The following is a 12,721-nucleotide window of genomic DNA, read 5'->3' as shown; positions in this document are numbered from 1 at the left end:
AGGGTGAGGGCGGGCTCCGCGAGTAGGCTGAGGGGGTGACCATGGAGATCGAGCTCGGCCGCGCCAAGCGCGCCCGCCGTGCCTACGCGTTCGACGACATCGCGGTCGTGCCTTCGCGGCGCACCCGCAACCCCGAAGACGTCTCGACCGCCTGGTCGATCGATGCCTTCGGCTTCGAGATCCCGGTGCTGGGGGCGCCGATGGACTCCGTCATGAGTCCGCGTACCGCCGTCATGCTCGGCCAGCTCGGCGGACTCGGCGTGCTCGACCTCGAGGGCGTGTGGACCCGCTATGACGACCCCGAACCGCTGCTCGCCGAGATCGCCTCTCTGCCGGCATCGGAGGCGACCCGTCGGATGCAGGAGCTGTACGCCGAGCCCATCAAGCCCGAGCTCGTGCGCGACCGCCTCGCCGAGATCCGCGAGGCGGGGGTCACGGTCGCCGGATCCCTCACGCCTCAGCGCACGCAGGAGCTGTACGAGACCGTCGTCGCCGCCGGTGTCGACCTCTTCGTCATCCGCGGGACCACGGTGTCGGCCGAGCACGTCTCGAGCGTCGACGCGCCGCTGAACCTCAAGAAGTTCATCTACGACCTCGACGTGCCCGTCATCGTCGGCGGCGCCTCCACCTACACCGCGGCGCTGCATCTCATGCGCACCGGCGCGGCCGGCGTGCTCGTCGGCTTCGGCGGCGGGGCGGCCTCGACGACCCGTGCGACCCTCGGCATCCATGCACCGATGGCGACGGCCGTCGCCGACGTCGCCGGCGCACGCCGCGACTACCTCGACGAGTCGGGCGGCCGCTACGTGCACGTCATCGCCGACGGTGGCGTCGGCACGTCGGGCGACATCGTCAAGGCGCTGGCAATGGGCGCGGATGCCGTCATGCTGGGCGTCGCGCTCGCGCGCGCGACCGACGCGCCCGGCCGCGGCTACCACTGGGGCCCCGAGGCGCACCACCCGAAGCTGCCGCGCGGCAAGCGCGTGGAGGTCGGGCAGGTCGCGCCGCTGGAGGAGATCCTCTACGGCCCGGCGCCCGTCGCCGACGGCACCGCGAACCTCATCGGCGCGCTGAAGAAGTCGATGGCCACCACCGGGTACTCCGACCTCAAGGAGTTCCAGCGCGTCGAGGTCGTCGTCGCGCCCTACATGGCAGGTCGATGACCGCGGAGCCGTTCCCGCCGACGCTGCGCGAGGTCATGCTGCGCCCCTGGTGGCTCGGCATGCTCGTGTTCGCCCTCGTCGTCGCGGCGGTGTTCGCCTGGCTCGGCCAGTGGCAGCTGGGCCGCGCCATCGACACCTCGCCGCCGGCGCCCGGCGCCACCGAACAGGTGCGCCCGATCGCCGACGTGACCGCGCCCGGCGCCTACCTGCCCGAGCCGCTGGTCGGTCAGCGTGTCGAGGTCGCCGGATCGTTCGTCCCCGGCGATTTCCTCGTGGTCTCCTCGCGCTTCAACGACGGTCAGCAGGGGTACTGGGTCACCGGGCAGCTGCGCACCGACGCGGCGACGCCGACCTCCCTGGCCGTCGCCGTCGGCTGGAGCGCCGACCGTGCGGTCGCGGATGCCGCGGCATCCACTCTCAACGCCGACCCCGGCGGCGCGCTCACGCTCACCGGTCGGCTGATCGCCGACGAGGGTCCCGTCGCGCCCCCGCGCGGGGCCGCGGACACCGAGATGACGCGGATGTCGCCGGCCGCGCTGCTGAGCTGGTGGCATGACACCGAGGAGCTGTCGGTGTACCGCTCGTACCTCGTCGCCGACGCCGGCGAACCGCTCGTGGGCGGGCTCGTCGCGATCGACTCGCCGGCACCGGCGGAGGGCTCCAGCGTCAACTGGCTGAACATCTTCTACGCCGTCGAATGGGCCATCTTCGCGGGCTTCGCGTTCTACATGTGGTACCGGCTCGCACGCGACGCGTGGGAGAAGGAGGTCGAGGCGCTGGAGGAGGCGCAGGCCGCCGGAGCGGCCGCGCACGCCGACTAGACTTGACGGCATGCCTCAGCCCAAACTCGCCAGTTTTCCGGCGATCCGCGGGGCGCTCAGGTTCTACCAGATCGCCTCGGTGATCACGGGTGTGATGCTCCTGTCGCTGTGCGCCGAGATGATCGTGAAGTACGCGTTCGGCTACGAGCTGTTCGCGGGCGGGTCCGGGGGAGCGCTGTGGCTGCACCCCGTGGCCCTCGACGGCGGCGCCGACCTCACCGGGGGAGCGATCAACCTCTCCACCGGCATCCTCATCGCGCACGGCTGGTTCTACGTCGTCTACCTCTTCGCGTGCTTCCGCGTCTGGAGCCTCATGCGCTGGGGCTTCGTGCGCTTCATCGTGCTCGCGCTCGGCGGCATCGTGCCGCTGCTGTCGTTCTTCATGGAGGCGCGCGTCGCGCGCGAGGTGCGGGCCTACCTCGCCCAGCGCGAAGCCGACGAATCCTCCGCCTCGATCCCCGCCACGGAAGGCAGCCGGTGACCACCCAGACCGAGACCGCTCAGCGTCCCGTCCTCGTCGTCGATTTCGGAGCCCAGTACGCGCAGCTCATCGCGCGTCGGGTGCGTGAGGCCGGTGTGTACAGCGAGCTCGTGCCGCACACCGTCACCGCCGCCGAGGTCGAGGCCAAGAACCCCGTCGCGATCATCCTGTCCGGTGGGCCGTCGTCGGTCTACGAGCCCGGGGCGCCCTCGCTCGATCCCGGCGTGCTGCAGCTCGGCGTGCCGACGCTCGGCATCTGCTACGGCTTCCAGGTGATGGCCCAGCAACTCGGCGGCGAGGTCGCCAACACGGGCCTGCGCGAGTACGGCGCGACGGATGCCGTCGTCGTGAACGACGGCGGAGTGCTCCTCGGCGGTCAGCCGGCCGAGCAGAACGTCTGGATGAGCCACGGCGACCAGGTCGCCACGGCACCGGCCGGCTTCGAGGTGCTCGCCTCGACCGCCGCGACACCGGTGGCTGCCTTCGGCAACGCCGAGAAGTGCTTCTACGGCGTGCAGTGGCACCCCGAGGTCAAGCACTCCGACTACGGCCAGGACGTGTTGGTCAACTTCCTCCACAAGGCGGCTGGTCTCGCGGCCGACTGGAACAGCGGCAACGTCATCGCCGAGCAGGTCGATCGCATCCGCGCACAGGTCGGCACCGGTCGCGTGCTGTCCGCGCTGTCGGGCGGGGTGGACTCGGCCGTGTCGACGGCGCTCGTGCACAAGGCCGTCGGAGACCAGCTCGTTGCCGTGTTCGTCGACCACGGGCTGCTGCGCAAGGGCGAGCGCGAGCAGGTCGAGAACGACTACGTCGCCTCCACCGGCGTGCGCCTGATCACCGTCGACGCGCGCGACACGTTCCTGAACGCGCTGGCCGGTGTCAGCGACCCCGAGCAGAAGCGCAAGATCATCGGCCGCGAGTTCATCCGCGCCTTCGAGAAGGTGCAGGCCGACCTGGTGGCCGAGGCAGCCGCCGAGGGCGAGCCGATCCGCTTCCTCGTGCAGGGCACGCTCTACCCCGACGTGGTCGAATCCGGTGGCGGAGCCGGCACGGCCAACATCAAGAGCCACCACAACGTCGGCGGGCTTCCGGAGGATCTGCAGTTCGAGCTCGTCGAGCCGCTGCGCACCCTCTTCAAGGACGAGGTGCGCGCCATCGGCCGGGAGCTCGGCCTTCCCGAAGCGATCGTCGGGCGTCAGCCCTTTCCGGGGCCCGGCCTCGGCATCCGCATCGTGGGCGAGGTCACCGCTGACCGTCTCGAGATTCTGCGTGACGCCGACGCCATCGCCCGCGAGGAGCTGACGAAGGCGGGCCTCGACGGCGAGATCTGGCAGTGCCCCGTCGTGCTGCTGGCCGATGTGCGCTCCGTCGGTGTGCAGGGCGACGGCCGCACGTACGGGCATCCGATCGTGCTGCGCCCGGTCTCCAGCGAAGACGCCATGACCGCCGACTGGACGCGCCTGCCCTACGACGTGCTGTCCAAGATCAGCAACCGCATCACCAATGAGGTCCGCGAGGTCAACCGGGTCGTGCTCGACGTCACGTCGAAGCCTCCGGGGACCATCGAGTGGGAGTGATCCCCGCATGACGAAGGGCCCGTCCGGCGATCCGGACGGGCCCTTCGTGCGCGGGTGCGCTGTGTGTCAGTTGTTGCCGCGGAGGATCGCGATCATGCGGAGGATCTCGATGTAAAGCCAGACGACCGTCACCATGATGCCGAAGCCGCCGAGCCAGCCGAACTCGCGGGGCGCGCCGTTGCGGACGCCCTGCTGGATCTGGTCGAAGTCCTGCACGAGCGAGTAGGCGGCCATGATGACCACGAGCACACCGATGATCAGGCCGATCGGGATGCCGGCGATCTTGGCGCTGTACAGGCCGAAGGCGCCGGGCGCGATTCCCGTCCACATCAGCACGAGGTTGATGAGACCGAACACCAGGTAGCCGACCATCGCGATCAGGAAGATCTTGTTGGCGCGCGCGCTCGCGCGCACCTTGCCGCTCGCGAACAGGGCGAGAGTCACACCGACGACGGCGAAGGTGGCGATCGTGGCCTGCATGACGATGCCGGGCCAGATGAACTCGAAGTAGGCCGAGATGCCGCCGACGAACAGGCCCTCGAAGGCCGCGTAGCCGAAGATCAGCGCCGGGCGGACCTTCTTGCGGGAGGTGAAGGAGACGACCATCGCGAGGACGAAGCCGCCGAGCATGCCGAGGATCCACGGCACGATCGTGATCTGCGATGTGCGCGCCACGTCGGTGGGCGAGAAGGCGCCGCCGAGTGTCCACACCCAGCCGATGACGGCCGTGACGAGGAGGATCGCGAACAGGCCCACCGTCTTGGCGACGGTGTCCTCGACGGTCATGCGGCCGGTCTGGTGCGACGCGGCGGCAGGGGCGGCGAACGCGCCCTCGAGCTGGGCGTTCACCGCGGCATCCGTCACCTGGTGCGACGTCGCGGCGTAGGCGGTCGGGGCGCCGGGCTGCGGTGCGGCAGGCGGCGTGAGGCCGGGGCGTTGCTCTTGGAACGCCGGGTTGTTGAATGCGAAGTTGCCGGAGGCCATGGTCTCTTTCCACTCCCTAGGGTGCACCGGTCGGGTGCACAGCGAGGTGCTGTGGATAACAGGCTATCGGACGGCTGCGCCGTATCGTCAGGCGCCGGCTGTGCTGCTGCTGTGAAGGCGCTCAGACGGGCCTCGATCGGTAGCCTGGGCCCATGGCTCGTGCCCGTCCCCTGGTGATCGGTCATCGCGGCGCCCCCGGATACCGCCCCGAGCACACCCGCTCGTCGTATGAGCTGGCGCTGGCGATGGGAGTGGATGCCGTCGAGCCCGATGTCGTCTTCACGAAGGATGCGGTGGCCGTCGTCCGGCACGAGAACGAGATCTCGGGGACGACCGATGTCGCCGATCGCCCGGAGTTCGCGGACCGTCGCACGACGAAGCCGGTCGATGGCGTCCCGCAGACGGGCTGGTTCACGGAGGACTTCACCTGGGCGGAGCTGTCGACGCTGCGCTGTCGCGAGCGACTGCCGCACCTGCGCCCCGGCAGTGCGGCCGTCGATGACATGGAACCGCCGCTGCGGTTGCGCGACCTGCTCGATCTCGTCGCGACAGCCTCACGTGAACAGGGGCGCGACATCGGCATCGTGCTGGAGATCAAGCACGCCACCTTCTTCGGGGCGCGGGGCTTCGATGTCGCGGCGCTGGTCGCCGCCGAGCTGCGAGACGCGGGGTGGGTCGAGGGAGCGCACCCGCTGTTCGTGGAGTCGTTCGAATTGACCGTCCTGCGACAGCTGCGTGCGCGCGGCATCCCCGCGACGTACGTCTACCTCGTCGAGGCCGACGGTGCGCCGTTCGATCTCGTCGCGGCCCACGGTGAGGCGGCGACACCGTATCGCGACCAGGTCAGCGCCGCCGGGCTGGCACGGCTGGCGCCGGAGGTGGACGGCATCAGCGTCGACAAGGCGATGCTGCTGAGCGCGTCCCCGCGGGGAGCCGAGCTGGTCGCCGAGGCGCACGCGGCGGGGCTTGCCGTGTTCACCTGGACGTGTCGTCCCGAGAACACCTTCCTGACGCCCGCGTTCCGCCGCGGAGATGACGACGCCGCCTTCGGCGACTACCGTGCGGAGTGGGCTGTCCTCCGGGATGCCGGGATCGACGGCGTCTTCGTCGACCATGCCGACCTCGGGGTGGCGTCCTTCGGCTGACCGGCCCTCCGTTCGGCCGCTGAGTGTTCACCGTGCGCTTCGCAGCTGCGACACAGCTCTCGCATAGGGTGAGGACATGACCCTCCCCGGCATCGTCGTCACCGGAGTGCGCCGCTCGTTCGGACACGTGCAGGCCGTGCGCGATGTCTCGTTGGAGGCGCGGGCGGGTGCCGTCACCGGGCTCGTCGGCCCGAACGGCTCGGGCAAGACCACGCTCATGCTCATGCTGGCCTCGCTGCTCGCGCCGGATGCCGGTTCGATCCGCATCGGCGGCGTCGACCCGCTCGCCGAGCCCGCCGCCGCCCGCGCGCTGCTCGGCTGGATGCCCGACGCCCTCGGCGCGTGGCCGACCCTCACCGCCCGCGAGACGCTCGTCATGACCGGCCGCCTCTACGGTCTGGACGCCGCGGCGGCCCAGGCGGGCGCCGCGCGGCTGCTCGACGAGGTGGGACTCGGGACGCTGTCCGATGCGCCGGCACGCGTGCTGTCGCGCGGACAGAAGCAGCGCCTCGGCCTCGCGCGCGCCCTCGTGCACGATCCCCGCGTGCTGCTGCTGGACGAACCGGCCTCGGGCCTGGACCCGCAAGCACGCATCGACCTGCGCGTGCTGCTGCGCCGCCTCGCCGCCGAGGGGCGCACGATCCTCATCTCCAGCCACATCCTCTCCGAGCTCGAGGAGGTCGTGGACGAGGCGGTGTTCCTCGTCGACGGCGCGACGGTGAGCAGCGAGCGGGTCGCGGCGGCGGCGACGCGTCTGCGCACGTGGCGCATCCGCCTCGCCGACCGTGATGCGACGGCGGCAGTGCTGCCGGTCGCCCAGACGCTGGGCCTGGACGCCGCGCTCGTCCCGATCGACCGCCGCGACCTGCTGGTCTCGTTCGCAAGCGACGACGACGCGGCATCCGCCCTCGCCGCCCTCATCGGGGCGGGTCTGCCGGTCGCGGAGTTCGCGGCGGCGACAGGACTTCTGGAACACACGTTCCTCGACCTCGAGGGGGAGCGCTCATGAACGCCGCGCGGCTGTGGACGATCGCCCGCCTGGAGCTGCTCCAGCGGGTGCGCACCGTGTCGTGGTACGTGCTGCTCGGCGTGTTCGCGCTCCTGCTCATCGGCGTGACCGCGCTGGCCTACCTCGCCTATGGCGGCTGGGGTCAGAGCGGCCCCGGGATCTATTCCGTCGTCGTCTGCGTCACCCTGCTGCTCGTGCTGCTCGTCTCGCCCACCCTCAGCGGCAACAGCATCAACGGCGACCGGGATGCCGCGACGCTCGCTCCCGTGCAGGTGACGCTCGTCACGACGGGGGAGATCCTTCTCGGCAAGTTCATCGCCGGCTGGATCACCGGGCTGGCCTTCGCCGCCGTGGCGGCACCGTTCCTGGTGATCGCCACCTTCACGGGCGGCGTCGACCCGCTCACCGTGGTCGTCTCGCTCGTCGTGCTCGTGGTCGAAACCGGCGTCGTCGCCGCGATCGGCGTGGCACTGTCGGGTCTGCTCGCGCGTCCGCTGTTCTCGGTCGCCACGACCTACCTCGTCGTCGCCGCGCTGACCGTCGGAACGCCGCTCGGGTTCGGGCTGATCGGCGCCGCGGTCTCCAGCGAAGGCACCTCGATCACCCGCTCCTACGAGACCGGTCCCGACGGAGCGCCGCTGTGTCAGGACGGTACCCGCTTCTGCGGCGACACCCCGGAGAAGTTCGTCTGCGGCCCGTGGCAGACCGGCACCTACCGTGTGCCGCGCTTCGACTACGTGTGGTGGCTGCTGTCGGCCAACCCCTTCGTGATCCTCGGCGACGCCACGCCCACACGGTTCACCGAGTACGGCTACCCCGACGACCTCTTCGGCTCGCTGAAGCTGTCGGTGCGGTCGGCGCAGCTGCCCCCGTCGCTCGAACAGCGCTGGGACGATTGTGCGCCGGGCACGTACCTGGACTCGACGCAGCCCACCCCGCGCCAGATCATCGACGAGACCGTGCCGAGCTGGTTCGTGGGCCTCGCCGTCCAGGTGGTGCTGGCGGGCCTGCTGCTGTGGGGTGCCTGGGCTCGTACGCGCACACCGGCGCGTTCGCTGCCGCCGGGAACGCGCATCGCCTAGACCTTCGGATGAACTCGGATGAGGATCCTCTCATCCGTCTTTCGCCTCGTGCAGGGGATGCATAGCCTCCATACAGCCGCGTCCTACCCCGATGTGGCACACCCCCCTGCACGAAAGGCGGTCTTCCCTTGCAACGACCACGGCAACGACGCATCCTCGCCACGGCAGGTGCGATAGCACTGCTGCTCCCCTCCACGGCCGCATTCGCCGCGACCGCCGACGACGCCGACCCGTCGTCGCGGTTTCTGACCGCGGCATCCGCCGGAAAGATCTCGACGTCGTTCACGTCGGCGGCCATCGACGCCAACGGACTCGTGAGCGTCGTCGTCGAGATGACGGGCGATCCCGTCGCCGTGGTGGAAGCCGAGCAGGGCCGCGAGCTCAGCGACGGTGAGCGCGGCGACGTGAAGAACCGCCTCAAGGATGCGCAGGAGCCGGTGAGCTCGGCCATCGAGGACAAGGGCGGCTCGGTGCAGGCCGAGATGCAGTCGGCGTACAACGGCGTGCAGGCGAAGGTGCCGGCGGCCGAACTCGACGCGATCGCGTCTCTGCCGAACGTCGTCGCCATCCATCCCGTGCGCAAGTACACCGTCGACAACGCCGTCTCGGTTCCCTTCCTCGGTGTCCCCCAGGTGTGGGAGAGCACCGGCTACACGGGACAGAACGTCAAGGTCGCCATCATCGACACCGGCATCGACTACACCCACGCGACCTTCGGCGGTCCCGGCACGGTGGCGGCCTTCGACGCCGCGAAGGCGAACTCGGCCCAGCCCGCCGACCCGACGATGTACGGTCCCGACGCCCCGCGCATCAAGGGCGGAATCGACCTCGTCGGCGACGATTACAACGCCGACCCGAACAGCGCCTCCTACCAGCCGGTGCCCCACCCCGACGACAACCCGCTCGACTGCAACGGCCACGGCTCGCACGTCGCCGGCACCGCGGGCGGCTCGGGCGTGCTCGCCGACGGCACCACTTACCGCGGCCCGTACGACTCCACGACCCCCTCGAACCAGTTCCGCGTCGGACCGGGTGTCGCCCCGCAGGTCGACCTGTACGCCGTGCGCGTCTTCGGGTGCGAGGGTTCGACCGATGTGGTCGTGCCCGCCCTCGACTGGGCCGTCGATCACGGCATGGATGTCGTGAACATGTCGCTCGGCTCGTCGTTCGGACGTGCCGACGACCCGGATGCCGTGGCCGCCGCCAACGCGGTCGGTGCCGGTGTCGTCGTGGTCGCCTCCTCCGGTAACGCGGGTCACAACCCGTACCTGACCGGCTCGCCGGGCACCGGTGACGGTGTGATCTCGGTATCGGCCGTCGACAGCGCCGAGGGTTTCCCGGGCGCGACGATCACGGTCGGCGGCACCCCCGTCGAGGCGATCAACGCCAACGGTGCCTCGCTCGACGGCATCGGCGATCTGACGGTCGTGCGCCTCACCGGCGACAACGCGCTCGGATGCTCGCCGGCGGCATTCACCGCCGCGGGAGTCGTCCCGGGTGGAAAGCAGATCGCGGTCGTCGACCGCGGGTCGTGCGCCCGTGTCGCCAAGGCCATCTACGGCCAGCAGGCCGGAGCGGCGGCCGTGGTCATGGTGAACAACACCGACGACCTGCCGCCGTTCGAAGGCGTCGTGACGGCCAATGCCGACACCGGGGAGCCGTTCGACCTGACGATTCCGTTCTTCGGCGTGCGCTCCTCGAGCGGTCCCGCCTTCGTCGCCGGCGCCACGGCGAGCCTCGTCGCCACGCAGATCGCCAACCCCGGCTTCCGCGGCTACGCGTCGTTCAGCTCGTCGGGTCCGCGCTCGGGCGACAGCGCCATCAGCCCGGACGTGGCCGCCCCCGGCGTCTCGATCTCGTCGGCCGCGGTCGGCTCGGGCAACGGTGCGGCGATCCTGTCGGGCACCTCGATGGCCGCCCCGCACGTGGCGGGTGTGGCGGCGCTGTCCGCCGAAGCGCACCCGTCGTGGACGGCTCCGCAGATCGCGGCATCCGTGGTGTCCACCGCCGATCCCGACAAGGTCGCCGGCCAGAGCCTGACGCTCGGCGGGGTGGGTCTCGTCGATGCCGCGCAGGCCGTGGCGACGACGGTGACGGCGACGGGTGACGCGTTCCGGACGGAGAGCGGTTGGGCGCGCGAGTCGGCGCTCAGCTTCGGCTTCCAGGAGTCGCCGCTGGGCTTCGGTGGCGTGAAGACCGTGACGGTGCGCAACGACGGGCCGACCGCGGTGCGCTACGACGTCTCGACGACCCCGTCGGCGCAGTCGAAGAAGGCACGCATCCTGCTCTCGAACCGCTCGATCACCGTCCCGGCGCATGGCTCGGCGAAGGTGCTGCTGATCGTCGCCGCCGCCGCGAAGGACGTGCCCAGCTCGGTCGGCGCCGACGACCAGTTCGCGTTCTCCGAGATCTCCGGTGACATCGTGCTCACGTCGTCCGACTCCACGCTGCGCGTGCCCTACCTGCTCGTGCCCCGAGCCGACAGCACGGTGCGCGCGACGACGAACAGCCCGTGGTTCAGCGGCAAGCAGAAGGTCGCCGACGGCACCAAGAAGCTGACGCTGCGCAACCTCGCCGGCGCCCTGCCGGCCGGTGCCGACGTGTACACGTGGGGCCTGTCCGACCCGCAGGACGCCAGCAAGACCCTGGCCGACACCGGGTACGACATCCGCGCGGTCGGGGTGCAGTCCTTCCCCGATGGCGACGACACGCTCATGGTGTTCGCGATGAACATGCACCACCGCTGGTCGAACGCGGCCGCGAACGAGTACGACATCGTGATCGACAGCGACCGCGACGGCACCCCCGACTGGATCGTCCTGTCCGCCGACTCGGGCGGGGTGCGCAACGGCGACACCAACGGTCTGTCCGAGGTCTTCATCGTCAACGCCAAGACGAAGGAGACGGCCGCCGCGGGCTTCCTCACGCAGGCGCCGACCGACAGCAGCACCCTGCTGATGCCGGTGCGGGCGAGCGATCTGGGCATCACGGGGGCGTTCTCGTACACGGCCCAGACCTTCGCGTCCAACGACGCGTCGGACGCCGTGGACGGGTGGGCGACGTATGACCCGACGGCGCCGGCGATCAGCAACGGCCAGTTCGTCACGGTGCCGAAGCGCGGTTCGGTCAGCGTCGACGTCACCTTCAACGCGAAGCAGATCGACGCGCAGAAGCCGCTGGGCTCGATGGTGGTCGTGATGGACAACCAGTCGGGCGCCGATGAGGCGCTGCTGCTGCCGCTGAAGAAGTAGCCCCGGCGAGAAAGAAGAAGGGGTGGATGCCGCGGCATCCACCCCTTCTTCTTTCGTGTGCGCTGTCGCGTCGTCGCGTGTGCTGTCGCGAGGTCAGGCGCAGAGCTTGGGCTCGGCGCCCTGACCGAACCGGTAGTCGTAGGTCTTGCCATCGACCGAGACGACCACGCGCAGGCCGTCGATCTGCGCTTGCGTGTAGGACTGACCCGGAGACGGGCAGCCGAGCGAGCCGTCGTTGAACGTCACCGCTTCGGAGGACACGAGCGCGGGGGTGCCCGTCACGCCCCGCTTCGTGAGGTCGGCGACGAGGGCGTCCCAGCGGCTCTGGGGTACGGCGATCGCCGGCCCGCTCGGGCCGATCGGTCCCGGTGTCGTCGTCTGCAGCGGCGGGCGCGTCGACGGGGAGACGCCCGGCAGCTCCGCAGCGGGATCGGTGCCGCCGGAGCTGCACGAGGTGAGGGCGAGCGCCGCCAGGGCGATCACGGTCAGGATCGGGGTTCTGCGCATGGGGGCCTCCTCGCGCCGACGGATGCGGTGTGCCGGATGAAGTGAGGGTAGGCCCTGCGCCTGCGAATGCGCGGAGAGAACGGGGAAGTCCTGCGTCGACGCGACGGCGGGAGTCGAACCCGCAACGCACCCGGTTATGAGCCGGTGCCCGGGTCCGCCCGGATCGCCGCGATGCCCCGGTGAGGGGACGCCCCCACGCTAACCCGCCGCGACCGCCGGGAACAGGTGTGTGACCTGTGGTTGCGATATGTGTCCGCGCGTGACGCGGGCGATCGTCGGGGTCACAGCGTCCGATCGAACGCGCCCTGGCGCGTGGAGACGATGTCTTTGCCGAGGGGCATGAGAGAGATCGGGATCATCTTGAAGTCCGCGATCGCCATCGGAATACCGATGATCGTGATGCACAGCGCGATGCCGCTGACCAGGTGTCCGAGCGCGAGCCACCACCCGGCGAGGATCACCCAGACGACGTTGCCGAGGAACGAGCCCACGCCCGCCGTCGGCTTCGGCACGATCGTGCGCCCGAACGGCCAGATGACGTAGCCCGCGGTGCGGAACGAGGCGATCGCCCAGGGGATCGTGATGATCGGAATGCACAGCACCACACCGGCGACCACGTAGCCGACGAACAACCAGAATCCGGCGAAGATGATCCAGACGATGTTGAGGATCGTGCGCATGCGTCCATTCTCCCGTCC

At 70.3% G+C, this 12,721-nt stretch carries 11 protein-coding genes and 1 tRNA gene; 8 read left to right on the top strand and 4 right to left on the bottom strand.

Translation table 11 applies throughout. The features are described 5' to 3' along the window. Positions 1–41: 41 nt before the first annotated feature. From PP359_RS06230 to guaA, 4 genes are read left to right on the top strand one after another with little or no spacing between them, the layout of a single operon-like run. Entirely contained in the window at positions 42–1,163 is a 1,122-nt protein-coding gene (locus tag PP359_RS06230; RefSeq protein WP_016463524.1) for a GuaB3 family IMP dehydrogenase-related protein, read from the top strand. After that, positions 1,160–1,984, top strand: a complete 825-nt coding sequence (locus PP359_RS06225) for an SURF1 family protein (RefSeq protein ID WP_112932471.1) — start codon at positions 1,160–1,162, stop codon at positions 1,982–1,984. The genes PP359_RS06230 and PP359_RS06225 overlap by 4 nt, the downstream gene beginning before the upstream one ends. 10 nt (positions 1,985–1,994) lie before the next feature. Then, positions 1,995–2,465 (top strand): DUF3817 domain-containing protein, encoded by a 471-nt coding sequence (locus PP359_RS06220; protein ID WP_036318291.1) that lies wholly within the window; start codon positions 1,995–1,997, stop codon positions 2,463–2,465. After that, the gene (gene guaA, locus PP359_RS06215; protein ID WP_112932472.1) at positions 2,462–4,045 is read left to right on the top strand and encodes a glutamine-hydrolyzing GMP synthase; all 1,584 of its coding nucleotides are present in this window, start codon (positions 2,462–2,464) and stop codon (positions 4,043–4,045) included. Before PP359_RS06220 ends, guaA begins: the two co-directional genes overlap by 4 nt. 66 nt (positions 4,046–4,111) lie before the next feature. On the opposite strand, the gene PP359_RS06210 is transcribed toward guaA, so the two are convergent. After that, complete coding sequence (locus tag PP359_RS06210; RefSeq protein ID WP_036318290.1) at positions 4,112–5,029, bottom strand: Bax inhibitor-1/YccA family protein; 918 nt, start codon at positions 5,027–5,029, stop codon at positions 4,112–4,114. Between the two features lie 152 nt (positions 5,030–5,181). Here PP359_RS06210 and PP359_RS06205 point away from each other — a divergent pair, with 152 nt between their 5' ends. From PP359_RS06205 to PP359_RS06190, 4 genes are all read left to right on the top strand, one after another. Continuing rightward, the gene (locus PP359_RS06205; protein ID WP_499250127.1) at positions 5,182–6,174 is read left to right on the top strand and encodes a glycerophosphodiester phosphodiesterase family protein; all 993 of its coding nucleotides are present in this window, start codon (positions 5,182–5,184) and stop codon (positions 6,172–6,174) included. A gap of 76 nt (positions 6,175–6,250) precedes the next feature. After that, positions 6,251–7,183: an ABC transporter ATP-binding protein gene (locus tag PP359_RS06200; RefSeq protein WP_499250126.1), complete on the top strand. Its 933-nt coding sequence runs from the start codon at positions 6,251–6,253 to the stop codon at positions 7,181–7,183. Further along, entirely contained in the window at positions 7,180–8,265 is a 1,086-nt protein-coding gene (locus PP359_RS06195; protein WP_499250125.1) for an ABC transporter permease, read from the top strand. The genes PP359_RS06200 and PP359_RS06195 overlap by 4 nt, the downstream gene beginning before the upstream one ends. 128 nt (positions 8,266–8,393) lie before the next feature. Next, on the top strand, positions 8,394–11,516 hold the full coding sequence (locus tag PP359_RS06190) for a S8 family peptidase (RefSeq protein WP_499250124.1): 3,123 nt from the start codon (positions 8,394–8,396) through the stop codon (positions 11,514–11,516). 93 nt (positions 11,517–11,609) lie between these two features. On the opposite strand, the gene PP359_RS06185 is transcribed toward PP359_RS06190, so the two are convergent. From PP359_RS06185 to PP359_RS06175, 3 genes are all read right to left on the bottom strand, one after another. Continuing rightward, positions 11,610–12,023: a DUF8738 domain-containing protein gene (locus PP359_RS06185; RefSeq protein ID WP_499250123.1), complete on the bottom strand. Its 414-nt coding sequence runs from the start codon at positions 12,021–12,023 to the stop codon at positions 11,610–11,612. Positions 12,024–12,121: 98 nt separating this feature from the next. Continuing rightward, a tRNA-Met gene (locus PP359_RS06180) sits at positions 12,122–12,194 on the bottom strand. A gap of 110 nt (positions 12,195–12,304) precedes the next feature. Further along, on the bottom strand, positions 12,305–12,703 hold the full coding sequence (locus PP359_RS06175; protein WP_016463491.1) for a YccF domain-containing protein: 399 nt from the start codon (positions 12,701–12,703) through the stop codon (positions 12,305–12,307). Positions 12,704–12,721: the final 18 nt, after the last annotated feature.

It is taken from the genome of Sphingomonas sp. BLCC-B65, assembly GCF_028550675.1.
In the GTDB taxonomy this organism is placed as follows: domain Bacteria; phylum Actinomycetota; class Actinomycetes; order Actinomycetales; family Microbacteriaceae; genus Microbacterium.
Note: the sequence above shows the minus strand (reverse complement) of the source record. Positions and strands in the feature narration are given on the sequence as shown.

What these genes read in the sequence shown, in the direction of transcription:
- PP359_RS06185 (WP_499250123.1), bottom strand. Translation starts at nt 12,023, where the DNA reads ATGCGCAGAACCCCGATCCTGACCGTGATCGCCCTGGCGGCGCTCGCC.
- PP359_RS06195 (WP_499250125.1), top strand. Translation starts at nt 7,180, where the DNA reads ATGAACGCCGCGCGGCTGTGGACGATCGCCCGCCTGGAGCTGCTCCAG.
- PP359_RS06225 (WP_112932471.1), top strand. Translation starts at nt 1,160, where the DNA reads ATGACCGCGGAGCCGTTCCCGCCGACGCTGCGCGAGGTCATGCTGCGC.
- PP359_RS06205 (WP_499250127.1), top strand. Translation starts at nt 5,182, where the DNA reads ATGGCTCGTGCCCGTCCCCTGGTGATCGGTCATCGCGGCGCCCCCGGA.
- PP359_RS06230 (WP_016463524.1), top strand. Translation starts at nt 42, where the DNA reads ATGGAGATCGAGCTCGGCCGCGCCAAGCGCGCCCGCCGTGCCTACGCG.
- PP359_RS06175 (WP_016463491.1), bottom strand. Translation starts at nt 12,703, where the DNA reads ATGCGCACGATCCTCAACATCGTCTGGATCATCTTCGCCGGATTCTGG.
- PP359_RS06200 (WP_499250126.1), top strand. Translation starts at nt 6,251, where the DNA reads ATGACCCTCCCCGGCATCGTCGTCACCGGAGTGCGCCGCTCGTTCGGA.
- PP359_RS06210 (WP_036318290.1), bottom strand. Translation starts at nt 5,029, where the DNA reads ATGGCCTCCGGCAACTTCGCATTCAACAACCCGGCGTTCCAAGAGCAA.
- PP359_RS06220 (WP_036318291.1), top strand. Translation starts at nt 1,995, where the DNA reads ATGCCTCAGCCCAAACTCGCCAGTTTTCCGGCGATCCGCGGGGCGCTC.